Origin of the sequence: Oceanisphaera submarina, assembly GCF_046521305.1 — a bacterium.
Taxonomy (GTDB): Bacteria; Pseudomonadota; Gammaproteobacteria; order Enterobacterales; family Aeromonadaceae; genus Oceanimonas; species Oceanimonas submarina.
On sequence record NZ_JBKGFN010000007.1, the window covers coordinates 89,749 to 114,753 of the forward strand.

The 25,005-nt window shown below is 55.7% G+C and carries 21 protein-coding genes and 1 riboswitch; of the genes, 8 read left to right on the plus strand and 13 right to left on the minus strand.

What is annotated here, in order from left to right; translation table 11 throughout:
• Window positions 1–14: 14 nt before the first annotated feature.
• Window positions 15–1,604, plus strand: coding sequence for a cation:proton antiporter domain-containing protein (locus ACLEIV_RS08785; RefSeq protein ID WP_410456278.1), 1,590 nt, complete (start codon window positions 15–17; stop codon window positions 1,602–1,604).
• Window positions 1,605–1,772: 168 nt separating this feature from the next.
• Here ACLEIV_RS08785 and hemH read toward each other — a convergent pair whose 3' ends face one another.
• The 5 genes from hemH to fadI form a co-directional block, all read right to left on the minus strand.
• Window positions 1,773–2,741: a ferrochelatase gene (gene hemH / locus ACLEIV_RS08790; RefSeq protein WP_410456279.1), complete on the minus strand. Its 969-nt coding sequence runs from the start codon at window positions 2,739–2,741 to the stop codon at window positions 1,773–1,775.
• Between the two features lie 83 nt (window positions 2,742–2,824).
• On the minus strand, window positions 2,825–3,469 hold the full coding sequence (adk, locus tag ACLEIV_RS08795) for an adenylate kinase (protein WP_410456280.1): 645 nt from the start codon (window positions 3,467–3,469) through the stop codon (window positions 2,825–2,827).
• 277 nt (window positions 3,470–3,746) lie between these two features.
• On the minus strand, window positions 3,747–5,663 hold the full coding sequence (gene htpG / locus ACLEIV_RS08800) for a molecular chaperone HtpG (protein WP_410456281.1): 1,917 nt from the start codon (window positions 5,661–5,663) through the stop codon (window positions 3,747–3,749).
• 213 nt (window positions 5,664–5,876) lie between these two features.
• Window positions 5,877–8,009 (minus strand): fatty acid oxidation complex subunit alpha FadJ, encoded by a 2,133-nt coding sequence (fadJ, locus tag ACLEIV_RS08805; protein ID WP_410456352.1) that lies wholly within the window; start codon window positions 8,007–8,009, stop codon window positions 5,877–5,879.
• Window positions 8,010–8,041: 32 nt separating this feature from the next.
• Window positions 8,042–9,355, minus strand: coding sequence for an acetyl-CoA C-acyltransferase FadI (gene fadI / locus ACLEIV_RS08810; protein WP_410456282.1), 1,314 nt, complete (start codon window positions 9,353–9,355; stop codon window positions 8,042–8,044).
• A 365-nt stretch (window positions 9,356–9,720) separates the two neighbouring features.
• Between fadI and ACLEIV_RS08815 the strand changes: the two genes are divergently transcribed.
• The 5 genes from ACLEIV_RS08815 to ACLEIV_RS08835 all read left to right on the plus strand — a co-directional run bounded on the left by ACLEIV_RS08815 (window position 9,721) and on the right by ACLEIV_RS08835 (window position 15,452).
• Window positions 9,721–10,236 (plus strand): sigma-70 family RNA polymerase sigma factor, encoded by a 516-nt coding sequence (locus ACLEIV_RS08815; RefSeq protein WP_410456283.1) that lies wholly within the window; start codon window positions 9,721–9,723, stop codon window positions 10,234–10,236.
• Window positions 10,229–10,951 carry a DUF3379 family protein gene (locus tag ACLEIV_RS08820; RefSeq protein WP_410456284.1) on the plus strand — a complete coding sequence of 241 codons (723 nt, stop codon included), beginning with the start codon at window positions 10,229–10,231 and terminating at the stop codon, window positions 10,949–10,951. The genes ACLEIV_RS08815 and ACLEIV_RS08820 overlap by 8 nt, the downstream gene beginning before the upstream one ends.
• Window positions 10,952–11,203: 252 nt before the next feature.
• Window positions 11,204–12,667, plus strand: a complete 1,464-nt coding sequence (gene putP / locus ACLEIV_RS08825; RefSeq protein WP_410456285.1) for a sodium/proline symporter PutP — start codon at window positions 11,204–11,206, stop codon at window positions 12,665–12,667.
• Window positions 12,668–12,838: 171 nt separating this feature from the next.
• Window positions 12,839–14,107: an outer membrane protein transport protein gene (locus tag ACLEIV_RS08830; protein ID WP_410456286.1), complete on the plus strand. Its 1,269-nt coding sequence runs from the start codon at window positions 12,839–12,841 to the stop codon at window positions 14,105–14,107.
• 139 nt (window positions 14,108–14,246) lie between these two features.
• Window positions 14,247–15,452, plus strand: a complete 1,206-nt coding sequence (locus ACLEIV_RS08835; RefSeq protein ID WP_410456287.1) for an EAL and HDOD domain-containing protein — start codon at window positions 14,247–14,249, stop codon at window positions 15,450–15,452.
• Window positions 15,453–15,586: 134 nt separating this feature from the next.
• Here the strand turns inward: ACLEIV_RS08835 and ACLEIV_RS08840 are convergent, their stop codons facing one another.
• Window positions 15,587–17,146 (minus strand): Na+/H+ antiporter NhaC family protein, encoded by a 1,560-nt coding sequence (locus tag ACLEIV_RS08840; RefSeq protein ID WP_410456288.1) that lies wholly within the window; start codon window positions 17,144–17,146, stop codon window positions 15,587–15,589.
• Window positions 17,147–17,219: 73 nt separating this feature from the next.
• A riboswitch (Lysine riboswitch) is annotated at window positions 17,220–17,393 on the minus strand.
• Between the two features lie 384 nt (window positions 17,394–17,777).
• Between ACLEIV_RS08840 and ACLEIV_RS08845 the strand changes: the two genes are divergently transcribed.
• Entirely contained in the window at window positions 17,778–18,185 is a 408-nt protein-coding gene (locus ACLEIV_RS08845) for an H-NS family histone-like protein (protein ID WP_410456289.1), read from the plus strand.
• Between the two features lie 86 nt (window positions 18,186–18,271).
• Here the strand turns inward: ACLEIV_RS08845 and ACLEIV_RS08850 are convergent, their stop codons facing one another.
• The 7 genes from ACLEIV_RS08850 to cmk form a co-directional block, all read right to left on the minus strand.
• Window positions 18,272–18,493 carry a DUF3820 family protein gene (locus tag ACLEIV_RS08850; protein ID WP_410456290.1) on the minus strand — a complete coding sequence of 74 codons (222 nt, stop codon included), beginning with the start codon at window positions 18,491–18,493 and terminating at the stop codon, window positions 18,272–18,274.
• Between the two features lie 246 nt (window positions 18,494–18,739).
• A complete protein-coding gene (gene pyrF, locus ACLEIV_RS08855; protein WP_410456291.1) occupies window positions 18,740–19,453 on the minus strand; it encodes an orotidine-5'-phosphate decarboxylase in 714 nt (237 codons plus the stop codon).
• 96 nt (window positions 19,454–19,549) lie between these two features.
• Window positions 19,550–20,719, minus strand: coding sequence for a lipopolysaccharide assembly protein LapB (gene lapB, locus ACLEIV_RS08860; RefSeq protein WP_410456292.1), 1,170 nt, complete (start codon window positions 20,717–20,719; stop codon window positions 19,550–19,552).
• 8 nt (window positions 20,720–20,727) lie between these two features.
• Window positions 20,728–21,015 (minus strand): LapA family protein, encoded by a 288-nt coding sequence (locus ACLEIV_RS08865; RefSeq protein WP_410456293.1) that lies wholly within the window; start codon window positions 21,013–21,015, stop codon window positions 20,728–20,730.
• Between the two features lie 108 nt (window positions 21,016–21,123).
• Window positions 21,124–21,405, minus strand: coding sequence for an integration host factor subunit beta (gene ihfB, locus ACLEIV_RS08870; protein WP_410456294.1), 282 nt, complete (start codon window positions 21,403–21,405; stop codon window positions 21,124–21,126).
• A 69-nt stretch (window positions 21,406–21,474) separates the two neighbouring features.
• Window positions 21,475–23,148, minus strand: coding sequence for a 30S ribosomal protein S1 (gene rpsA, locus ACLEIV_RS08875; RefSeq protein WP_410456295.1), 1,674 nt, complete (start codon window positions 23,146–23,148; stop codon window positions 21,475–21,477).
• A gap of 164 nt (window positions 23,149–23,312) precedes the next feature.
• Window positions 23,313–23,990, minus strand: a complete 678-nt coding sequence (cmk, locus tag ACLEIV_RS08880) for a (d)CMP kinase (RefSeq protein ID WP_410456296.1) — start codon at window positions 23,988–23,990, stop codon at window positions 23,313–23,315.
• Between the two features lie 215 nt (window positions 23,991–24,205).
• Here cmk and ribA point away from each other — a divergent pair, with 215 nt between their 5' ends.
• Complete coding sequence (ribA, locus tag ACLEIV_RS08885; RefSeq protein WP_410456297.1) at window positions 24,206–24,799, plus strand: GTP cyclohydrolase II; 594 nt, start codon at window positions 24,206–24,208, stop codon at window positions 24,797–24,799.
• The last annotated feature ends 206 nt before the right edge of the window (window positions 24,800–25,005 follow it).

Sequence of the window (25,005 nt, forward strand, 5' to 3'; positions counted from 1 at the left end):
AATAAGAAGCACTAATGGACCCGATTTTTATCGCTATTGCCTTTGGCTGCGGCCTGGCCGTTTATCTGATTAACCTGCCCCCGCTGATTGGCTTTCTGGCGGCAGGCTTCGTGCTCAACGCCATTGGCTATGAAAGCAACGCTACCCTCGACACCCTCGCCAACCTGGGGGTAACCCTGCTGCTGTTCAGCATAGGGCTCAAGCTGGACATCAAGACCCTGCTCAAGAAAGAAGTCTGGGGCACGGCCACCGGCCATATCGTTTTTTCGACCCTGCTGTTTACCGGGGTACTGCTGGCGGTGAAAACCATCGGCTTCAGCCTGGCGCTGGAACTGGAATGGCGTCAGGCCATGCTGATGGGCTTTGCGCTCAGCTTTTCCAGCACCGTCTTTGCGGTCAAGGTGCTGGAAGAACGCAGCGACATGAACACCTTCTATGGTCGTATCGCCATCGGCGTGCTGGTGATGCAGGATCTGTTCGCGGTGGCATTTTTAACCGTTTCCAGCGGCAAGGTGCCCAGCCCCTGGGCTCTGGGCCTGCTGGTGCTGCTGCCACTGCTGCGGCCGCTGTTCTTCAGGGTGCTGGAGAGAAGCGGTCACGGCGAATTGCAAACCCTGTTTGCGGTGTTTCTGGCGCTTGTGGTGGGCGTGGGTGGCTTCGAGCTGGTCGGTCTCAAGGGCGATCTGGGGGCACTTATCATCGGCATGATGCTGGCCTCCCATTACAGCGCCTCGGCGCTGGCCAAGTCCCTGTTCAACATGAAAGAGCTGTTTCTGGTGGCGTTTTTCCTGAGCATAGGCCTGAACGGCATGCCCACCATGGACGCCCTGTGGATTGCCGCCATACTGCTGCTGGTACTGCCGCTGAAAAGCCTGATTTACTACCTGATGTACAATCGTTACGGCCTGCGTATTCGTACCTCGTTGCTGGCCACCTTCAGCCTGAGCAACTATTCCGAGTTCGGTCTTATCGTGGCCGCCCTGGCGGCCAAGCAGGGGCTGCTCAGCAACGACTGGGCGATCGTCGCCTCCATCGCGCTGGCGGTGTCCTTCATGATCTCGGCGCCACTGAACGCCGAAAATGAAAACATCTATCGCCGCTTGATGAATCGCTTCCAGCCCAAAGAATCATCGCAACTGCACCCGGACGACATGCCCATTCAGCTGGGCGACGCCAGGGTCTTGATTATCGGCATGGGCCGCATCGGCCAGGGTGCCTACATGGAGCTGGAAAGCAGCTATCCGGGTCAGCTGCTGGGTATAGACAGCGACAAGAAAAAAATCAACCTGCTGCAGGAGCTGAACATCAACGCCATCGAAGGCGATGCATCCGACTCGGATTTCTGGGACAAGACCAACATCAGCGAACAACTGGAATACATCTTCCTGGCCATGCCGAATCATGCGGGTAACCTCTACGCCCTGGAGCAGATCCGCCACAACCATTTCAAAGGCAAGGTGGCCGCCATTATCTGCTATTCGGAAGAAGGCGCTCAGCTGCGCGACATGGGGGCAGACGACATCTTCAACATTTACGAAGAAGCCGGCAGTGGCTTTGCCCGCCATGTGATCGAAAACACCAGCCTGCAGCTACAGTCCGCATAGCGCCACTAAAAAAGGGTCGGCGTCATTTTTAATGACGCCGACCCTTTTCATCAATGTTTCTCGCCGTCATTCCCACGAAGGCGGGAATCCTGCGCCCTGTGCCATGGTTCTCCGCCTTCGCGGAGGTGACCCATTCAGAACAGCGGCGCCAATAGCTGCTGGATGTGCTTACACCAGCTCCCGGCAGACCAGATCCATCATCATGCGGATATGGGCGGGATTGTCGTTGAGGGCGGGAATGTAGTGATAGGCCTCGCCGCCGGCTTTCATGAAGATCTCTTTATTCTGCTCGGCAATTTCTTCCAGGGTTTCAAGGCAATCGGCCGAAAAGGCAGGGCAAATCACACTCACCTTTTTGGTGCCCTCGCCCGGCAGTGCCTTCATGGTTTCGTCCGTATAGGGCTGCAGCCAGGGCTCGCGCCCAAAACGAGACTGAAAGGTAGTACGCCACTCATGACGCTCCAGGCCAAGCTCGGCCGCCACCAGCTCGGAGGTCCTATGACACTGGTGACCATAGGGGTCGCCTTCGTCTTCGAACCGCTTGGGAATGCCATGGTAAGACAGCAACAGCAAATCGGTGCGGCCCTCGGCGTCCCAGTGATCACGCACCGACTCCGCCAACGCCTGAATATAACCACGATGATCATGATAATCGCGAATAAAGCGAAACGCCGGCAGCATCCGCTCCGGCTTCATCAGCCGGGCCCAGCTGTCGAATACCGAGGCGGTAGTGCTGACCGAATACTGCGGATACAACGGCAGAATAATGATCCGGTCGACGCCGGCATCTTTCAGCTCCTGCCAGGCAGTGCCAATAGACGGCTCGCCGTAGCTCATGCCGAGTGCCACCGGCATATCGATTCCCGCCTCTTGCAGCGCCGCACTCAGGCCCGCCTGCTGACGCCGACTAACCACCATCAACGGCGATCCTTCTGGCCACCAGATGGATTGATAGAGTTTGGCCACTTTGGGGGAACGGAACGGCAGTATCACGCCGTGCAATACCGGACACCATATTGCTCTGGGAACATCAACCACTCTGTGGTCATGCAGAAATTGTCCGAGAAAGGTCTTTACGGCCTTGGCGGTGGGAGCGGTCGGGGTACCCAGGTTAACCAGTAAAACACCTGTTTTCACTTTGTTACCCATGTCTGAAAAAGCGGAATAGAAGCGGTACAAAAGAAACCGGGCGCAAGAGGCGCCCGGCTAACACGATGAGATCAGGACAGGATGTCGGCCAGCTCTTTGCTGACGGTGTCAACTGACTGGGTGCCATCGACTTTATAATGACGAGTCTCGCCGGCAGCGGCGGCTTGCTTGTAGTAGTCGATCAGCGGTGCCGTCTGCTCGTGATATACGCCCAGACGCTTGCGCACCGTACCTTCTTCATCGTCGACACGGATCACCAGCTCTTCGCCGGTCACATCATCCTTGCCTTCCACCTTGGGCGGATTGTAAATCAGGTGATATACCCGACCAGAGCCCGGATGCACCCGACGACCGCTCATGCGCTTGACGATTTCTTCGTCCGGTACGGCGAATTCCAGCACAAAGTCCACCGCCACACCGGCTTCCTTCATGGCGTCGGCCTGAGGAATGGTGCGCGGGAAGCCATCGAGCAAAAAGCCCTTGGCACAATCATCCTGGCTGATGCGTTCCTTGACCAGACCGATGATCAGATCGTCGGATACCAGCTGGCCCTGATCCATCACTTCCTTCGCTTTCAAACCAAGCGGAGTGCCGGCCTTGATAGCGGCACGCAGCATGTCACCGGTGGAAATTTGCGGAATGCCGAACTTTTCCATGATGAACTGAGCCTGCGTTCCCTTGCCCGCGCCCGGAGCACCCAACAAAACGATGCGCATAACAGCGTCCTCTTCTTGATTAGTTATTTCATAATTTGGGGCACGATTGTGTCACGACACCGCCATGGGGACAAGTCACAGCAGGGTCCAGTTAGACCTATTGACTAGATTGAAGCCAAACCCTCCCGGGAGCCTTATGCTGACTGCGATAAACAGCACCATATCTGCAAAAACCGGCAGCGTCTGCCCGGCAGCTGAAGCGCCGGCTACACTACATGGCGCGGAGAAATAAAAAACCCGGCGCCTGGCCGGGTTTTTGGGTTATTCAGCGGGGCTATCAGCCCAGCAGCAGGCGATTTACCCGGGCCACGAAGGCGGCGGGATCTTTCAGACCGCCCTGCTCGGCCAGCTGTGCCTGCTCCAGCAGCAACTGGGACCATTCCTTGAACTGATCGCCTTCCGCCAGCGTTTCCAGTTTTTTCACCAGGGTATGCTCGGGGTTCAGCTCCAGAATGTATTTCTGCTCCGGCACCGGCTGACCGGCAGACCGCATCAGCTTGATCATCTGGGTGCTCATGTCGTGATCATCGGCCACCACACACGAAGGCGTGCTGGTCAGACGATGGGTCAGACGCACTTCCTTTATCTCTTCACCCAGGGCGTTTTTTACCCGTTCCAGCAGCGGCGCCAGCGCTTCTTTCGCTTCTTCCTGGGCTTTCTTGGTTTCTTCGTCGTCCAGCTCGCCCAGATCCAGTTCCCCCTTGGTCACGGACACGAACTGCTTGTCCTTGAAGTCGCTCAGGTGGTTCATCAGCCATTCGTCAACCCGCTCCCACATCAGCAGCACTTCGATGCCCTTCTTCTTGAAGATTTCCAGGTGCGGGCTGTGGCTGGCGGCAGCATAGCTGTCGGCGGTAATGTAATAGATCTTGTCCTGACCTTCCTTCATGCGCGCCATGTAGTCTTCCAGCGACACTGTCTGGGCGTCGGAGTCGTTATGGGTGCTGGCGAAGCGCAGCAGACCGGCGATTTGCTCCCGGTTGCCGTAGTCTTCGGCCGGACCTTCCTTCAGCACGTTGCCGAATTCTTTCCAGAAGCCCTGGTATTTGTCGGCATCGTTCTTCGCCATCTGCTCCAGCATGGTCAGTACCCGCTTGCTGCAGGCCTTGCGCAACTGGGCGGTGATCTTGTTGTCCTGCAGAATTTCGCGCGACACGTTCAGCGGCAGATCGTTGGAGTCGAGCACGCCTTTCACGAACCGCAAGTATGTTGGCATAAACTGCTCGGCGTCATCCATGATGAACACCCGCTGCACATACAGCTTGAGGCCGTGGCTCTGATCCCGGTTCCACATGTCGAACGGCGCCTTGGCCGGCACATACAGCAGGCTGGTGTATTCCTGGTTGCCTTCAACCTTGTTGTGGCTCCAGGCCAGGGCATCCTGCCAGTCGTGGGAAATGTGCTTGTAGAGTTCCTGGTATTCCTCATCACTCACCTCGCCCTTGGAACGGGTCCACAGGGCGGTCGCCTTGTTTACCTGCTCCCACTCGCCTTCGGTGGCGGGAGAGGTAACGGTGCCGTCTTCGTCGGTTTGCTCGGGCTCGCCGTCTTTCCACATTTCCACGGCGATGCTGATGTGATCGGAATATTTGCCGATGATGCTGCGCAGGCGCCAGTCGTCGAGAAATTCCAGCTCGGCTTCACGCAGGTGCAGTATCACGTCGGTGCCGCGACCGGGTTTGTCGATGTCGGCCACGGTGAAGCTGCCGTCACCATCGGACTCCCAGCGCACTCCCCTGTCGGTGGGCTGGCCGGCGGCTCGGCTGAGCACAGTCACCTTGTCGGCCACGATAAAGGCCGAGTAGAAGCCTACGCCGAACTGGCCGATCAGCTGAGAGTCTTTGGCCTGATCGCCAGACAGCTGACCGAAGAAGGCCTTGGTGCCGGACTTGGCGATGGTGCCCAGGTGCTCGATAACCTCGTCCCGGCTCATGCCGATGCCGTTGTCGGAAATGGTCAGGGTCTTGTTGTCTTTGTCCAGCACCAGACGTACTCGCAGATTACCGTCTGCTTCGTAGAGGGCGCTGTCGGACAGCGCCTTGAAGCGCAGCTTGTCGGCGGCGTCGGCGGCGTTGGACACCAGCTCGCGCAGAAACACCTCTTTATTGGAATAGAGGCTGTGGGCCATCAGGTTGAGCAGTTGTTTGACTTCGGTTTGAAAACCATGAGTTTCGGTATGCACAGCTTCTGACATCTTCATGTTCCTTGCTTGGGTTTGACTTATGTACAGAAAGATGGGGCTGGCCGGGAGGATTTCAAGAGCAAACAGTAAAAAGCGAACACAAAGCGGTACGCCATAAGCGTTAAATTAATAACAAACACCATGGCGGCAGGATTCGGGCTATATCTGTAGGGCTGGTGTTGTCTGTGGGTTTGCGCCGGCCGAAGCGGCGCCTACCGCTGCTTTTCAGTAATAACTGCCGCCGCTTTCCGCCAGTTTTCGCAGAGGTTCGCAGGGCGCGAAGCGTTCGCCGTATTTGCGGGCGTATTCTTCCATCTTATCCACCACAGCGTGCATGCCCTGCTGGTGCATGTAATAGAAGGGGCCACCGCTGAAGGGCGGGAAGCCAATGCCGAAGATGGCACCGATGTCGCCGTCCCGGGCCAGGGCAATGACGCCCTCGTCCAGCGCCCGCGCCGCCTCGTTCAGCATCAGCAGCACACAGCGCTCGGCCAGATCCTGGGCCGGCAGTCGGCGCTGGGGCTTGATGCCCAGCAACGAATACAGGCTTTCATCCACCGGCTTGTGTTTGCCTTTATTGTCCGTCTTGGCCTTTTCATGATGGCGATAAAAGCCGCGACCATTCTTCTTGCCGTACCGCTTGTCTTCCAGCAGCTTGCCGAATACATCGGGCGCGGCAAAACGTTCACCCAGCTCCCGCACCAGAATGGGCGAGATCTTGGCGGCCACGTCGATGCCGACTTCGTCCAGCAGGGTCATGGGCCCCACCGGAAAACCGTAATCCAGCAGCGCGTTGTCGATGGCCTCGATAGGCTCGCCTTCCAGCAGCAGCCGCGCCGCCTCATTGAGGTAAGGAGCCAGTATGCGGTTCACGTAAAAGCCGGCCTTGTCCTGCACCACTATCGGCGTCTTGCCCTGGGCCCGGGCCAGTTTGAGTGCCGTTGCCACTGTGACCGGGCTGGTGCCCGCATGGGGGATGATTTCCGCCAGCGGCATCTTGTTGACCGGGCTGAAGTAATGCAGTCCCACCACCTGCCCGGGCCGGGCCGCGCCTTCGGCTATCCGGTGAATGGGCAGCGACGAGGTATTGGTGGCAAAGATGGTGTGCGCCGGACAGTTCGTCTCCACCTCGGCCACCATCTGCCGCTTGACCTCCAGATCTTCAAACACCGCCTCCACTACCAGGTCGATTCGCTCGAAACCGGTGTAATCCAGGGTGCCGGTGATACGCGCCAGTTGCCGTTGCATCTCGCTGTCCCGCAGCTGTTTCTTCTTCACCCTGGGCACCAGCAAACCGTGGGCGTTGGCCATGGCCTGATTGATGCCCTGGTGGGAAATATCCTTGATGCGCACCGGCAGTCCGGCTTTGGTCGCCGTCACAAAGGCGATGCCGCCGCCCATGAGGCCGCCGCCCAGCACGCCGATGCGGGTCAGCGAGTTTGGCTCTGCTCCCTGCCAGCGGGTTTCCTTCTTCATCTCGGTGGTGGTGAAAAACAACTGGCGCAACGCCGCCGACTCCGGGCTCATCACCAGCTCGCCAAAGGCCGTGGCTTCGGCGGCCAGCCCCTTGCTCATACCCTGTTCCAGTCCGGTACGCACCACCTCCAGCAAACGCTCCGGCGCCGGGTACTTGCCACGGGTCTTATAGCGCAGAGTGCTGAGCGCCTTGTCGAAGACCAGTTTGCGACCCAGGGGATTGGCCTCCAGCGCCAGGGTTTTCAGATCTTTTTTGCGGGCGCGAGCCGGTTTGCCCTGGCGCGCCAGCCCGACGGCCGTTTGCAACAGGATGCTGCGCGGCACAATGTCATCCACCAGCCCGGCCTTCAACGCCTGTTTGGGCCGCAACTGCTTGCCGGTCAGCATCATGCCCAGCGCCGCGGTCAGTCCCACCAAACGGGGCAGTCTCTGGGTGCCGCCGGAGCCGGGAATAAGCCCCAGCTGCACCTCGGGCAAGCCCAGGCGGGTCTTGTCGTCGTCGCTGCACACCCGGCCATGACAGGCCAGCGCCAGCTCCAGACCACCGCCGAGACAAGGCCCGTGAATGGCGGCGATCAACGGTATCTCGAGCGCTTGCAGCTGGTTGAATATCTGCTGTCCGGCGCGGGACAGGGCTCCGGCCTGTTCGGCGGTCTGGCACTCGTCCAGCATGCGCACATCGGCTCCGGCAATAAAGGAGTCGGCTTTGCCCGAGCACAGCACCAGGCCCCTGATACTGCTGTCGGCGGCAATGTCGGCCAGCAGTGCCTGTATTTCGTCCACGAAACTGGCGCGCAGGGTGTTCATGCTCTCGCCCGGCACGTCCATGGTGATGATACCGATGCCGTCTTCGTTACGCAGGGTAAAGGTCGAAGAGTCCATCTGTTCGGTCCTTGTCTCGGTGATAACGTCGTTCATTGTGCTGCCTCCAGTACCATGGCCACGCCCAGGCCGCCGGCGGCGCAGGCGGTGGTCAGTGCCAGGCCACCGCCGCGGCGGTGAAGCTCTCTCAGGGTTTGGGTGATCATGCGCGCGCCAGTGGCGGCAAAGGGATGACCATAGGCCAAAGAGCCACCCAGTACGTTGAACTTGCTCATGTCCACCTCGCCGATGGCCCGGGCCCGGTTCAGCTCGCGCTCGGCAAAGGTGTGGCTTGCAAACATCTTGAGGTTGGCCAGGGTCTGGGCGGCAAAGGCCTCGTGCATGTCAATCAGATCCATGTCTGCCAGGGTACAACCGGCGCGTTCCAAAGCCTGCGGCGTGGCATAGGCCGGGCCCAGCAGCATGTCGTGCCGTACATCGATGGCGGCATAGGCATAGCTGCGCAGATAACCGAGCGGCGTCAGACCCAGCTCTTTCGCCCGGCTTTCGGTCATCATCAATACGGCCGCTGCACCATCGGTCAGGGGGGTACTGGTGGCGGCGGTCACGGTGCCGTGGCGGCGATCGAAGGCGGGCTTGAGCTTGCCGTAATCGGCCAGACTGGACTGGGTACGAATATTGTTGTCCTGCTCGAAGGCGGCCTTGAATGGCGGCACATGGGCAGCCATGACTTCATCCGCCAGCCAGCCCTGCTGCCATGCCTCGGTGGCTCGTTGATGAGATCGGTGCGCCAGCTCATCCTGGGCCTGACGGCCGATGCCGTGGCTCTTGGCCATCTGCTCGGCGGTCTGCCCCATCGACAAGCCGGTGGAATATTCCGCCACCGCCGGCGGCACCGGCGCCAGATCCCTGAATTTAAGACCACCTAGTATTGCCAGTTTTGCACCAAAGGATCTGGCCTTGCTCACATCCAGCAAGGCCTCGGCCAGCCGGGTGGAAACACCGATGGGCAACACAGAAGCGGAGTCGGCGCCACCGGCAATACCTGCCTGCACCTGCCCGGCCAGCATCGACTCGGCCAGGCTCGACACCGCCTGGAAGCTGGTGGCACAGGCGCGGGTTACGCTGTAGGCGTCGGTGCCGACCGGCAGCTCGGTGCCCAGCACGATTTCCCGGGCAATGTTGGGAGCGCTGGGCATCAATATCACCTGGCCAAACACCACCTGCTGCACCTCGGTCGCCGCCATGGGCGTGCGTGCCAGCAGTTCGTTCACCACCATGGTGCCCAGCTCCAGCGCCGGTATGCCACGCAAGGCGGTAGCCTGGCGGGCGAACGGCGTTCTCAGCCCGGAAACGATGGCGATACGGTCGCCATTGCGGGTAGTCAGTCGGGTAGTCGGCGACATGCAGGCTCCTTGTTAATAAGGCGTAAGTTATCAGGCGTTCGTTATAAGCCACCAGTAACCGGCCATAAGCGGCAAATTCTGATGAGGAAAGAGGTCTGACCTCGCTGGTATCTTAGCAACGGCATTACCGGTTTTAAACAGTCGATTGAAAATATTGATGGCCGGTAAATGGTGGTATATCAGTCACTATCATGGCGTTTTTTACGTCTACACCGGCCCCGACAACACACCAGTTCGTCATCAATCAATACTCGCACGTGACTTTAAGACTGAGTAGACTGAAATGAGCCACCCTATTGTAACGGTGAACGATGATTTCTTTATTCAGACGAAAGAAGACCAGGCCGGATGCGGTCTCTAAAAGCATGGTGGCAAAGCAAAAGCGTTATGAGGCGCTGGTGTATGCCTTGCATGGCGACTTGTTTCGTTATGCGTTCTGGCTGTGCCACGACCGGCAGGTAGCCGAAGATCTGGTGCAAGAGACGTTTTTGCGTGCCTGGAAGGCGCTGGACAGCCTTAAAGACGAAAAAGCCGCCAAGGCGTGGCTGATCACCATATTGCGGCGAGAAAATGCCCGCCGTTTCGAACGCAAGCAGTTCGACCTGGTCGATCTGGACAGTGTGCCGGTGCCCGACAAGCACAGTCCGGGGCCGGAGCAGGATATGGAAACCGAATGGCTGCGCCGGCATATTGCCGAGCTGGCCGAAGAATATCGTGAGCCACTGCTACTGCAGGTGCTGGGTGGTTTCAGTGGCGAAGAAATAGCCGAGATACTGGACTTGAACAAGAATACCGTAATGACCCGCCTCTTTCGTGCCCGCAATAAATTGAAAGAAGCCATGGACCAAGACAAATCCTCACGAGGCCAAAGCAATGGATGACCTGGAGTTCAGACGTCGGGCTTATGCCGACCCCAACGACAAGAGCCCTGACTTTATTAGTGCCTCAACGAATAACGCCGGCAACCGGCAGTTTATGGGGGAAATCAAAGACTTCAACCACAAGCTGACACGTGCGCTGCACGAGCCGGTGCCCAATACCCTGCCCGGCAAGCTGATGCTGTCGCCTCTGCTGCGTCAGGCGGACAAGCCAGAAGGCTTCGGTTGGCGCCACTTGGCGGTCGCCGCTTCCGTGACCTTTGTGCTGGGATTTTCTACCCGCTTTCTGCCTTTATCGGCCGAGTCCTTGCCGCCGGCGGTTGGTCAGGTGGCGATAGAACATGTGCGTCTGGAAATGCCTTTCACCCAGAATGTGGATGAGGAAGTCAGCCTCACCACCATCAATGCCAAATTGGCGCCTTATGGTGCCCGGATCCAAGACATGGCCGATGTGGGCAAGGTGTATTTTGCCAACCATTGCATGTTTGCCGGGGGGCCGGCGGCCCATCTGGTGATCCAGGGGGAGCACGACAGGGTGCATGTCTTTATCGTGCCGGCCGACCGGGCCTTGCAGCTGGTAAACAGCTTTTCGGATTCTCATTACCACGGTGAAGTGATTCCCATGGCCCTCAACCGTCTGGTGGTGGTCAGCGAGCTGGAAGAAGATGTCGGCAAGATGGCCGGCAAGCTCAAGGCCTCGCTGGAAAGAGCGATATAACCACAGTAAATCGAGATAAAAAGGGGCGGAGTCAATTTTCAGGAATGTTTATTCCAAATTGACTCCGCCCCTTTTCTTTTTGCAATCATTCTGCATTGAACCAACAAGAACAGTATGAAGTCTGTCGATAAATTATGCCATTCCGTCATAAGGTTACAGGAATCGGGAGTTCTTCGGTTTTATGATGTAACATTTAGTTATTTCGCCCATACGGAAGGCGAACATGCTGTTCGGAACAACAGGAACCCGCTTATGACCATAGAACTCCCTATTCTGATTACCTTTGTCGGCTATCTGCTGCTGACCATGCTTATCGGTCTGGTGGCCTATAAAGCCACCAGTTCGCTGAGCGATTATATTCTGGGTGGTCGCCGTCTGGGTCCCGGTGTGGCAGCCCTCAGCGTCGGGGCCTCCGACATGAGCGGCTGGCTGCTGCTCGGCTTGCCCGGCGCCGTATACCTCTACGGCATCAATCAGTCCTGGATTGGCATCGGCCTGGTCATAGGTGCCTGGCTTAACTGGTTGTTTGTCGCCAAACGGCTGCGGGTGTATACCGAACAGGCCAACGACTCCCTCACCCTGCCCGATTTTCTGGAAAACCGCCTGGCCGATCACAGCGGCCTGATCCGGGTTGTTTCTGCCGTCACCATACTGGTGTTCTTCATTTTCTACACCGCTTCCGGGCTGGTGGGTGGCGCCATCCTGTTCGAGAAGGTCTTTGGCCTGCCCTACCTCACCGCCTTGCTCCTCGGCGGCAGTGTCATCGTCGCCTATACCTTTATGGGCGGCTTTCTGGCGGTATCCTGGACCGACTTTTTCCAGGGCATACTGATGCTGCTGGCGCTGATAGCCCTGCCCTGGGCGGTGATGAACGAACTGGGAGGTATCGACCAGACCCTGACCACTCTGAACGGCATGGACGCGAGCAAGCTGGATCTGTTCCACGACTTTTCGCTGCTCAGCGGCATCAGTCTGCTGGCCTGGGGCCTGGGTTATTTTGGTCAGCCCCATATTCTGGCGCGTTTCATGGCCATCGACTCACCGAACTCGGTTCCCTTGTCGCGTCGCATCGCCATGAGCTGGATGCTGTTGTCACTGATTGGTTCTCTGGGCGTAGGCCTGGCCGGTGCCGTTTATTTTGCCGGTGCCCCGCTGGATAACCCGGAAACCGTATTCCTGGCGCTGGCCAATGCGGTATTCAACCCCTGGGTGGCCGGTTTGCTGATTGCCGCCATTATGTCGGCCATCATGAGCACCATCGACTCCCAGTTGCTGGTGTGTTCTTCCGCCATTACCGAAGACTTTTACAAGCGTTGGCTACGTCCGGCCGCCGGTGATAACGAACTGGTGTGGGTAGGCCGTTTTGCGGTATTGGGCGTCGCCGTCTGCTCCATGCTGATAGCACTCGACCCGCAATCCACCGTGCTTAGTCTGGTCAGTTATGCCTGGGCCGGCTTTGGTGCCGCCTTTGGCCCCGTGATTATTCTCTCCGTGTACTGGCCACGCCTTACCCGCAATGGAGCCCTGGCCGGCATAGTGTTCGGTGCCCTGACCGTGATCGGCTGGAAGCAACTGAATGGCGGTCTGTTCGACTTGTACGAAATTGTGCCCGGATTTCTGGTCTGCGGCCTGGCCTGCATCCTGATCAGCCGTATGGATACTCCGCCCGTTAAAACCGTGGTACTGGGTTTCAGACGGATGGAATCCGAACTTTAATCTTTGATTACTCTCACAAAAGGAGCCGATAGGCTCCTTTTTTCGTAAACAAGTGTTTTACTTTTTCATTACATCTTCCTATGCTGCCAGCTGGTAAGAGTTCATACCACTTACCGGCTGCGCTAGTCGTAGTGGCGCCCGATTCATATCACCATGACGAGAGAGTCTTCTATGAGCCAAAAAACGTTGAAGCTGTCCATACTCGCCGCTTCCATTGCAGTGATGACCGGCCAGGCACATTCCGCCGCCTTCCAACTGGCGGAGCAAAACACAACCGGTCTGGGCCGCGCCTACGCCGGTGAAGGCGCCATCGGCGACAACGCTTCAGTGCTGGGCCGCAACCCGGCCGCCATGACGCTGTTTGACCGCCCGGCCCTGTCTGGCGGTGCCATTTACATTAATCCGGAAGTGGATGTTACCGATAACGAAACCGGTGAGCATGCCAACGATATTGCCGATGATGCGGTGGTGCCCTTCTTCTATTATGTGCATCCCATCAATGAGCAGTGGGTGGCCGGGTTCGGCGCCTTTACCAACTACGGTCTGGCGACATCTTACTCTCCCGAGTTCTCTGCTGGCGAAATCGGCGGCAAAACGTCGCTGGAAACCATCAACCTGAACCCCAACCTCGCCTTCAAGGTCAATGACCATATGTCATTAGGCGCCGGCTTTAACGCCGTGTATGCCGATGCCGAGTTTATTCGTTATGCGGGCCGGAAAGGTGTAAATGCACTTGGCCCACTCGGAGTGGATAGGTCTACCGAAGCCGCGAACCTAGCTGGTGATGACTGGGGTTATGGCTGGAATATCGGCCTGCTGCTGGAAGCGGATGACAACAACCGCTGGGCGCTGACCTACCGCTCCGAAATTGACCTGACGCTGGAAGGTAACTACTCGAATGAACTTCCTGCAGCCGTAGGTGGCCTTAATGGTCAAAGTGTGCCGGGAACACTAGACCTGACCTTGCCGGCCATCGCCGAAATTTCGGGTTTCCATCAGGTACAGCCAGACTGGGCACTGCATTACGGCATCATGTGGACTGAGTGGAGCAGCTTTAAAGAGCTGAAGGCCACCAGCCCTCAAGGTACTCCACTATTGGAAAAGCCTGAAAACTTTGAAAACAGCTGGCGGATAAGCGTGGGTGCCACCCATCGGCTGAACGATCAGTGGACATTGCGTGGCGGTCTGGCCTACGACAAGTCGCCGGTACCGGCGGAGTTTCGTTCCATCTCGATTCCGGACGTGGATCGCACCTGGTATACCCTGGGTGCCACCTATGCCTATAGCCAGAATTTGAGTATTGATGCCGCATTTGCATTTTTGGATGGCAGTCAGGTCGCCGTTGAGCAGGAAGAAAGTGCATTCAGTCCAAATGACTACGATATGACCTCCGGCGGCGACGCCTATCTGTTCGGTTTGCAGATGAACTATCTCTTCTGAATTTCTCAAGAAACAGATAATGTCGTCAAGCGCTCATTTGGGGCGCTTTTTTATGGATGCAACTTTGTTAATGTAAACCACATACTGTATATTTGACCACTTATTGTTACTGCGGCGGGGCTCTATTATGCACTGTTTTGTGGCTAAACAGGCTATCCTGGATAATCAGGGTAATCCACTGGCATATGAGCTGTTATTCCGTCTTGGTCTCGATAATCGCTTTCCCGATATCGATGCCGAACTGGCGACTCGCCGCCTGATGGCCGAACAGTTTTTAAGTCAGAAAATAGAAGATCTGGTCGGTGAATCCCTGTGTTTTGTCAATTTCCCCGACACCCTGCTGCGCGAAGGCATGGCCGATGAACTTCATCAGCCACAGCTGGTCATTGAATTACTGGAAGATGCTACTCCCGATCACACCTTGCTGGAATGTATAAAAAAACTAAAAAAACAAGGCCTTAAGGTCGCCCTCGACGATCACGTTCCCGATCCGGCGTGGGATGAGTTTCTGCCGGTGGTGGATTTTATCAAGCTGGATCTGCGCCAAACCTCTATGGAGGACTGCGCTCGTTTTATCGCATGCTGCCGCCGCTATCCGGAACTGCGCTTTATTGCCGAAAAGGTAGAAACGCTGGACGAGTTTTCTGCCGCTCAGGCTGCCGGATTTGATTTGTTCCAGGGGTATTACTTTCAACAACCCCAGATCATTAGCCGACGGATTCTGACCACCACAGAGATGACGGCCTTCAAACTGCTAGCCACCGTCAACAGCCAGGATATCGATTATAACAAGCTGACCAATCTGTTCAGCAGTGACCTGTCACTTACCTATAATCTGCTACGTTATGTCAACGGTATGCATGCCGGTACTCGACAACGAAGAATTGATAACCTGCGCAGTGCCATTGTATATCTTGGCCATCATCAACTTAAATACTTTACCGCCCTGGTGATGACGGCCTATGTCAGCAAAAACAAGAGTGTCGAGCTGCAGCGGCTGTCGATGATCCGTGCCAAATGGTGTGAACTGCTGGCCGAAAAAGTATGTCCGACCCTGCAGGGAGACGCTTTTATGTGTGGGCTTTTTTCTCTGCTGGACGTGTTACTCGAACGCCCCATGGCCGAAATTTTACCGCACATCCAGCTCTCTGAGCCGACACATCAGGCCTTGCTTGAGCGCAAGGGACAACTGGGTTTTCTGATAAGCATGATGCATGACCATGAACAGGCGGACTGGCAGAAACTGCAACAACGGCTGGACTTTATTAATCTGAGTGAAGCCACCAGCAGCCGGTGTTACGAAGAGGCAGTCAAATGGTGTCAGCGTCTGAACAACGGTCACTAACCCCATCAAGACACGATGATAAGCAACCGCCGGTAACACAATTGCTGTTAACGCAAGAGGCCCCGTATCGACATGATACAGGGCCTCTTACTTATCTGTCTTCAATCTAGCCGTTCAGCGACGGCAGTGTCTTTTCACTGGGCTCTCTGCTGCTGCCAGGCCCAGCCCGCCAGTACCAGCATAAAGGCCACCAACGCCGCCACCAGGCCCACTCCTACCGAGGCGCTGTACCCCAAAGCCAGATAGCCAATGACGCTGACCAGGGCGACAGAGAGCGCATAAGGCAGCTGAGTGATCACATGGTCGATATGGTGACAGGAGGCACCGGTAGAAGACAAGATAGTGGTGTCCGAAATAGGTGAGCAGTGATCACCGAATACCGCCCCCGCCATCACCGCCGACATCCCCGGCAGCAACAGGGAAGCATCAATGGCCATGGTCATGTCGGCGCCAATAGGCAGCATCACACCGAAAGTGCCCCAACTGGTACCGGTAGCAAAGGCCATGATCCCCGCCAGCAGAAACAGAATGGCCGGCAGCATGAACAACGGTATGCTTTGTTGTACCAGGGACGCCAGATATTTACCGGTTTGCAGCTCGCCAATCAGTCCGGCAATGGTCCAGGCAAACAACAGGATATATATTGCCGGCAACATGCCCTTGAGTCCGATCTTAAAGGCATGACCCCAGTCCGACAACGATGCCTTGTGCTTGAACATGGCAAAGGCACAGACCAGTAGCCCCGCCAGACCGCCAAACACCAGAGATCGACCGACATTGGTGTTTTCAAGGGCGGCCAGCAACGTAAAGTCCACCTGGTTCTGTGCCAGCGCCTGAGCACCGGTCAGCAGCAAACCCGCCACCGTTACCAGCGTCAGGGTACCTATTGCCAGCAACAGATCGCTGACACGACCTTCGGTGACACTGCTATCGGCCACCCCAGGCGGCGTCCCTTTGGCCTTGTCAAACAAGTCACCGTTCATGGCCTGCTGTTCATGTCGCGCCATGGCGCCAAGATCCCAGCCACCACGGATCACCAACAGCACCATCAACAAGGTGAAAATGGCGTAAAAATTCATTGACCCCATCATCAGAAAAGTACTCAGCGCACTTTGTCCGGTGAGGCCGTGGCTGGCCAGAATGCCTCCCACCAGGGCAATGATGTAGGCTCCCCAGGAAGAGATCGGCATCAGCACACAGACAGGGGCCGCCGTCGAATCCAGCAAATAGGCAAGTTTGGCACGTGAGATATGAAAACGATCCGTCACCGGCCGACAAATGGTTCCGACCGAAAGACTGTGAAAATAATCATCAATGAAGAAGATAAATACCAGTAACCCGGTCATTACCTTGGCCTGTCGCCGGTTTTTAATACGAGATTGAGCCCATACTGCAAACGCCAGCGTGGCACCGGTACGGCTCAGCATGCTGATAATGCAACCTAATAGCAGCAAAAAAAGCAATATATTAACATTCCATTCATTGATGGCATTATCGGACCAGAACAGGCCGGTAATATTGCCCGCCAAATGCGTGACGGCAGTCAAAGGACTGAATTGCTCTAGCAGCAACACACCAAGGATGATTCCCAGTCCCAGAGACAAGAGGACACGGCGGGTAAAGATGGCCAATACAATTGCCAGCAAGGGAGGTAGCAGAGACCAGAAGGTCTGAATAAAAGGATGTGATTCCACGGCAATACCTGATTCTGAATTGTCAACATAACTACCAGGAGCAGGAGGCCGATATCGGGATCGTCTTCTCTTTCCCAGCAATAGCGCATCATGAATAATCATTCATGACAGTATCGACCCTTTCGGCACCGATCCCAGCCCTGTCATCGGATAAATGACATGACTTCGGCATAACGTCCTTTCGACCAGGATAAGCGGCATCACCCTGAACTGGCTTACTGATAAGTTATGCACCTCTACGCAGGTAAGGCGGAGGATTTTACTGCCAAAAAGACAAAAATCAACACATTTGACCAAAAAACAACGGCTTGATTTCTAATCCAATCATGTTTATAAACCTTTTATATACTATAAAATCCGGCCTGCCACCACCGATCCCATAGGCCGGCTTCCCAGCCTGAAAGAACCGCCGATGCACAGCCTGGCAATTAATTTTCAATGAATAAGCCGATCTTTTTTTAATCGGCAACTCATCTTTGCAAAATGCAATGAGATATACATTACCTTACCGTTAACCCGGCTTTTATATTTAATATTACTGAAATGATCTCATGAATTAACTTGCTTCATTTAAAATGAAGATGTAAATTTAATTTATTATAAAATCAAGATAGCCCAACAGGTGAATGTAATGTCTGACTTTTTGAAAACCCTGCTTAATATTCGCAGCCTTCGCGCCGCCACTCGTGAACTGACTCTGGATCAGATGGAAGAAGGCTTGGCCAAGCTGGCTTCTGTTATTGAAGAGCAGCGTGAATCCAAAGCCGCCGAGCAGGCTGCAGCCCAAGAGCGCGAGCGTAAAGTGAAAGAGCTTATGGAGCAAATGGCCGCAGAAGGCATTGATATTAGCGAGCTGATTGAGCTGGCTGAGCCGGCCAAAAAAGCCAGTGCTCCCCGTAGCAAGCGCCCTGCCAAATACGAATATCATGATGAAAACGGCGAATATAAAACCTGGACCGGCCAGGGCCGTAAGCCTTCCGTGATCCAGCAAGCGTTGGACAACGGTGACAAAACGCTGGAAGATTTTCTGATCAAGTAAGCAAACTATTTGCTTATTATTAAGAACAGGGCCACTCGGCCCTGTTTTTTGTTTATGCTTGGTGAGTATCGACCAACATATCGCCGTTAACGCCGCTCCAGTAATGAGTACAACAGCTGATCGACGCCGTTCAGCTTCAGCTCGTACACCAGTGCCAGCTCAGCCCCCAGAGCACCGGCCGGCCAGCCTTTGCGCTCCAACCAACACAGGTAGGCCATGGGCAGCCGGAGCAAGGGCTGCCCCCGATATTTGCCGAATGGCATCGACTTTTGGATAATGCTCAGCAGCTCTGCCGACTGCAGCGTCATGGGATGCCTCCATCAGATAGGTTATTAACGGTGTCTTTAGCGCGCAAGAACCTGCAAGCGGTGCTTTGCCTGATAATTCGGCACCGCCTGCATCGGCTACAAAACCACAATACCGGTACCTGGTTAAGCTGCAGGTGCCGCTTCAACCGGCACACACCCACAAGCGGCGCCGATCCAGATGACCCGGCGCCGTCTTCTCCCGCAGCTGCAGCGCCGGCTACAAAGCCATAGGAAAGCTTGCCGCTGTTATGCCGTCAAGCTGAGGTTGATGTGCTCCAGTACCGCCGCCGGATCGGCCGCCTGAGTGATCGGGCGGCCAATCACCAGATAATCACTGCCTGCACTCACCGCCTGTTCTGGCGTCATGATACGCCGCTGATCGCCTGCGTCACTACCGGCCGGCCGAATACCCGGGGTCACCAGCTTGAAGTCCGGACCCAACTCCGCCTTCAGCAGGCTGGCTTCCTGAGCGGAGCACACCACGCCGTCAAGCCCGGCGTCACGCGTCAACCGCGCCAGAGACAGCACATGCTCGGCCGGAGAGCGCTGCACGCCAACCTGAACCAGCTCTTCGGCCGTCATACTGGTCAATACCGTGACCGCTATCAGCAAGGGCGCCTTGTCGCCGTAAGGCAACAAGGCCTCACGGGCTGCCTGCATCATTCTCGGGCCACCGCTGGCATGCACATTCACCATCCAGACACCCAGCTCTGCGGCGGCGGCAACCGCCTTGGCGACAGTATTGGGAATATCGTGAAACTTGAGATCGAGAAAAACATCAAATCCGGATTGCACCAGAGACCGTACAAAATCGGGCCCGAACAGGGTGAACATTTCCTTGCCGACTTTCAGCCGGCAGCTGGCGGGATCAAGTTTGGCAATCAGCGCCCGTGCCTGTTGTTCATCGGCAAAATCGAGGGCGATCAGGATTTTGGGATCGAATTTTTTTGAGTCTTGCATGGGTTTACCTTTTAATTTTTATACAACGTATCGTGAAGAGCGAGGGGTGAGGTAGAAAGTCTGCCTGGGAATCTTGCCCCACCGCATCCCCATCATTCACTCGCCATCGAGGCCTCGCACCGGTTTGATACTGCCCCACTGTTTGCAAGAGGGGCATTGCCAGAATAACGTTTGAGAAGAAAAGCCGCATTGACCACAACGATGACTGGGCTTGAGCCTGATTTGCTCGGATACCAGTGATTTCAGCATTTCCAGACTTTCCCGTGCCCTGCCCTGCTCCGCATTGGCCGCATGATATGACATCAGCCGGTGAAAGCCTTTCATGGTCGGGTGTCGCTGCAGTTGCGACAATACCAATTGCTCGGCACCAAGAGTGCCCTGTGTTTCGCCTACCTTGTCGGCCAGCATCAGCACGGCACTGGCACCGCTGTCGGCGGCCACCCATTGCTCCAGTCGCTGTACAAACTCCGTTTCTTTACCCAGCTCCTGATAACAATGCTGCAAGTCTGTCAGCACCTCGCTGATAAAGTCAGCATCCTGCTCGGTAACCTGTAGCAGACAATGAGCGGCCTGCGACCATTGCTGCTGTGACATATGGATTGCGGCCAGGCGTATATTGGCCCTGACACAGCCCGCATCGGCCTTCAGCGCCTTCTTGAGCTGAACGATGGCAGCCTTGGTATCTTGCCGACGCCATTGCTGCTCGGCCAGCTCACAGTAAAAATGCCCCATGGGCACCAGGGCTTTGATGCCCTGCCGCTTCTTGAGCCGCTCGGCCACGGTAATGGCCTGCTCCCAGTCTTTCAGTTGCTGGTAAATTTGCATCAGCTGGCTCAGGGCTTCTTCTTCATAATCCGGGTCGTTTTTCAGCTCAATCAGAATATGCTCTGCTCTGTCGAGCAGGCCCGCCGCCAGAAAGTCCCGCGCCAGCTCCAGCATCGCCAGGTGACGCTGTTCCACTAACAGATTCGGACGGGCAATCAGGTTCTGATGTATGCGAATGGCACGATCAACTTCGCCCCGGGACCGAAACAGGTTACCGAGAGCAAGATGGGTTTCAATGGTTTCACTGTCGACCTGCAGCAATTGAATAAACAGATCAACGGCCTTGTCAGGCTCGTCGGAAAGCAGAAAGTTCAGCCCGGCAACGTATTGCCGGGAGAAGTGATTGGATTTGTTTTGAGCATCCTGCCGGACTCCCCTGCGCCCCATATACCAGCCATAGGCAGCTGCGACCGGAAGCAGCAGAAACAGCAATTCCAGCATAGGGCTCGTCAATCCTTAATGGGCAATGCCCTGAGCTCTTCCAATTCCCTTTGTTGACGCTCGACTTTCTTGCGCAAACCGCTGTTGTTCATCTTGAGGCGCAGTAATATCAGGCCGAACACCAACCAGCCGATAACAAAACCGCCCACAAAAATCACCGCCAGTAATGTAGAAAGGCGATAGTCGCCCTGAGCCAGCAGATAGTTGACATGAACCAACTGATCATTTTGAGAGCCCAGTGTCAGCCCTACTGCAAACAGAATTGCCAGGATCACCAGGCCAAAAATAATTTTCACCTTACCCTCTCAACTTCCTGATTTCGAGTGTTGGCATTATCCCGTAAAAGCCGGATGCTCGCCAGTCGAGTTACCACGAAAAGTGATATAGAACAAACTGATGTACGTTCAGACAGGGTTAACCCGCTCGCGTAATTCTTTACCGGGTTTGAAATGCGGTACGTATTTACCGGCCAATTCCACTTTTTCGCCGGTTTTCGGATTACGCCCCTGGCGGGGTGCCCGATAATGCAATGAAAAGCTGCCAAAACCTCTGATTTCAATGCGGTCTCCCGTTTGCAGCGTCGATGCCATCTGTTCAAGAATTTCCTTGATGGCATTTTCCACTTCCTTGGCAGAGAGATGGCTGTATTGTTCTGACAGTCTTTCAATGAGATCGGATTTGGTCATGATGTGTTTCTCCTGATCACCAGACAACAAAAAGGGGGCGCGAAGGCCCCCTTTTGAATTCGGACAGGCTTATTCGCCTTTAGCCGCCTTGAAAGCTTCGGCCATGGCACTCAAACCAACATCTTCAGGTTGCTGCTGGTTCAGGCTATCCATCACCACTTTATCTTCAGCTTCGTCTTTCGCACGGATAGACAGGCTGAGGGTGCGATTCTTGCGGTCAACACCCATGAAACGCGCTTCGATTTCTTCACCCACTTTCAGTACGGTAGATGCGTCTTCGATGCGGTCGCGGGAGATGTCGGCAACGCGGACATAACCTTCCACGCCTTCTTCCATCTCAACCACGGCGCCTTTGGCGTCAACGGCAGTGATGGTACCCTTAACGATAGCACCTTTCTTGTTGTCAGCCAGGTACTTGTTGAAGGGGTCTTCGTCGATTTGCTTCACGCCCAGGCTGATGCGCTCACGCTCGGGATCGACCTGCAGAACAACGGCGTCAATCTCGTCGCCTTTCTTGAATTCACGAACGGCGTCGTCACCGTTGGCGTTCCAGGAAATGTCGGACAGGTGAACCAGACCGTCGATGCCGCCGTCCAGACCGATGAAGATACCGAAGTCAGTGATAGACTTGATCTTGCCGGAAACACGGTCACCCTTGTTGTGGGTTTCCGCAAACAGCTGCCACGGGTTGGATTTACACTGCTTCAGACCCAGAGAGATACGACGACGTTCTTCGTCGATATCCAGCACCATCACGTCTACGCTGTCGCCAACGGAAACCACTTTGGACGGGTGGATGTTCTTGTTGGTCCAGTCCATTTCGGACACGTGTACCAGGCCTTCAACGCCTTCTTCGATTTCAACGAAGCAGCCGTAGTCGGTCAGGTTGGTCACGCGGCCAGACAGACGAGTGCCTTCCGGGTAACGATTGGCGATATCAACCCACGGATCTTCACCCAGCTGTTTCAGACCCAGAGACACACGAGTGCGCTCACGGTCGAATTTCAGCACTTTAACGTTGATTTCGTCACCCACGTTCACGATTTCGGAAGGATGCTTAACGCGCTTCCAGGCCATGTCGGTGATGTGCAGCAGGCCGTCTACGCCGCCCAGGTCTACGAAAGCGCCGTAGTCGGTCAGGTTCTTAACGATACCCTTGACTTCCTGGCCTTCCTGCAGATTTTCGAGCAATTGCTCGCGCTCTGCACTGTTTTCGGTTTCGATCACGGCACGACGAGAAACAACAACGTTGTTGCGCTTCTGATCCAGCTTGATAACTTTGAACTCAAGCTCTTTACCTTCCAGGTGCAGCGTGTCGCGTACCGGGCGTACGTCAACCAGCGAACCAGGCAGGAAGGCGCGAATGGTGTTCACTTCTACAGTGAAGCCACCCTTTACCTTGCCGTTGATCACACCGATAACGGTTTCCTGATCTTCGTAGGCTTTTTCCAGTTGCAGCCAGGACTCGTGGCGCTTCGCTTTTTCGCGGGAAAGCAGAGTCTCACCGAAACCGTCTTCTACCGCGTCCAGCGCTACGTCTACTACGTCGCCAACGCTGACTTCCAGCTCGCCCTGAGCATTTTTGAACTGCTCGGCAGGGACAGCGGATTCAGACTTCAGGCCTGCATCAACCAGAACGATACCGTTCTCGATGGCGACTACAGTACCTTTAACAATGGAACCCGGACGGGTTTCCAGTTCTTTCAGAGACTCTTCAAAGAGTTGGGCAAAAGATTCAATCATGTTTAATGAATACACTTTTTAAGTTGAACATCCACAGGGCAATCCGGCACCGGTGGGGTGATTAGCATAGACCCGTCTCTTCCTTGGGGCGGGCAGGGCGAGGCCGCACCAGCGACCTCGCTTAAGTTATCTTTTCTTTCGTACTTTTTTAACCGAAATCAAGCTTAACCGAGCTTAACCTTAGTATGACTCAGCACTTTGTCCAGCACCTGTGTAATGGACAAATCGGTCGAGTCGATTATCAGAGCATCGGCTGCCGCTTTAAGGGGCGCCACGGCTCGATTGCGATCTCGCTCGTCACGCGCCTGAATTTCGCTTAAAAGACGGTCAAAACTAACATCAAAGCCCTTGTCTTGCAACTGAATAAGCCGTCGCTGCGCCCTTTCTTCGGCGCTGGCATCGAGGAAGATTTTGACCGGTGCGTCGGGGAAAACCACAGTGCCCATATCCCGGCCATCGGCAATCAGACCGGGGCCGGCCCGAAAGGCCCGCTGACGCCGAAGCAAGGCTTCCCTCACCCGGGGAAAGGCGGCGACCTTGCTCGCCGCGTCTCCCATTTTTTCGGTGCGAATGGAGCGGGAAACGTCTTCTCCTTCGAGGATGGTCCTGATGTGACCATCCACCACCGGAAACTGTACATCCAGGTGGGCCGCCAATGGCATTAATCCGGTTTCATCGTCCAGTGCCACATTGTGATGCCGGGCCGCCAGTGCCAGAACGCGATAGATAGCGCCGGAATCAAGCAGGTGCCATTCCAGTTTCTCGGCCAGCAACTGACAAAGGGTTCCCTTGCCGGCGCCGCCTGGGCCATCCACGGTAATGACGGGAGCTTGTTCAGTCATGGCATTCTCCAGTAAATAATGAGTCTGGGCACCTAGTGCCGCGCGGCCGGCATTATACCCGAGTTGTCAGATAAAGGCATAACTCACAATTCATTAACACGACAAAAATAAAGCCATTCGCGCGATGCCAGTCGATATTGCGCCTATACCTGCACGCTCATCCGCTTTACAATGACCGCCATTTTTTGTTACTTGATAATCAAAAGAGGAACGCCATGAGCAGTGTTACCCGGATGGCAAACTCAAAACTGCCGACACCCTGGGGCACCTTTACCCTGATCGGGTTTGAAGAAAAAGGCACCGGCAAGGATCATGCCGCCCTGGTGATGGGGAATATCGACGATGAACAGCCGGTACTGGGCCGTATTCACTCCGAGTGCCTGACCGGTGATGCCCTGTTCAGCCTGCGTTGCGATTGCGGCTTTCAGCTGCAGGCCGCTCTGGAAAGGATCGCCAAGGAAGGGCGCGGCATACTGCTCTATGTCCGCCAGGAAGGGCGAGGCATTGGTCTGTTGAATAAAATTCATGCCTATCACCTCCAGGATCAAGGCAAGGACACGGTGGAAGCCAACGTCGAGCTGGGTTTTGCCGCCGACATGCGCGACTACACCATCTGTGCCGACATGCTGCACAGCCTGGGCGTCAAGCAGATGAAGCTGATGACCAACAATCCACGCAAGGTCAAGGCGATGGAAAACTTCGGTATCGCAGTGCTGGAGCGGATACCGCTGCAGGAAGGGCGCAATCCCTTCAACGAGGATTACCTGAATACCAAGGCCGGTAAGCTGGGCCATATGCTCAAAGACTGACGCGCGTCAGTCTTTGAGCATATAACTAACGCCCCGGGCCCTTCGCCCGGGGCTTTTTTGTGGATTTCTGGTGACGGGTGACCGTAGGGGATCGGACAAAGGGCACTACTCCACCGACACGCCGTAAACCCCTCCCTGGCGCGGATGGTCGGCTAAGCAGACACCCTTTGCCCTCCTCCAGCTGCAGCATCATCTGATGGCACCAC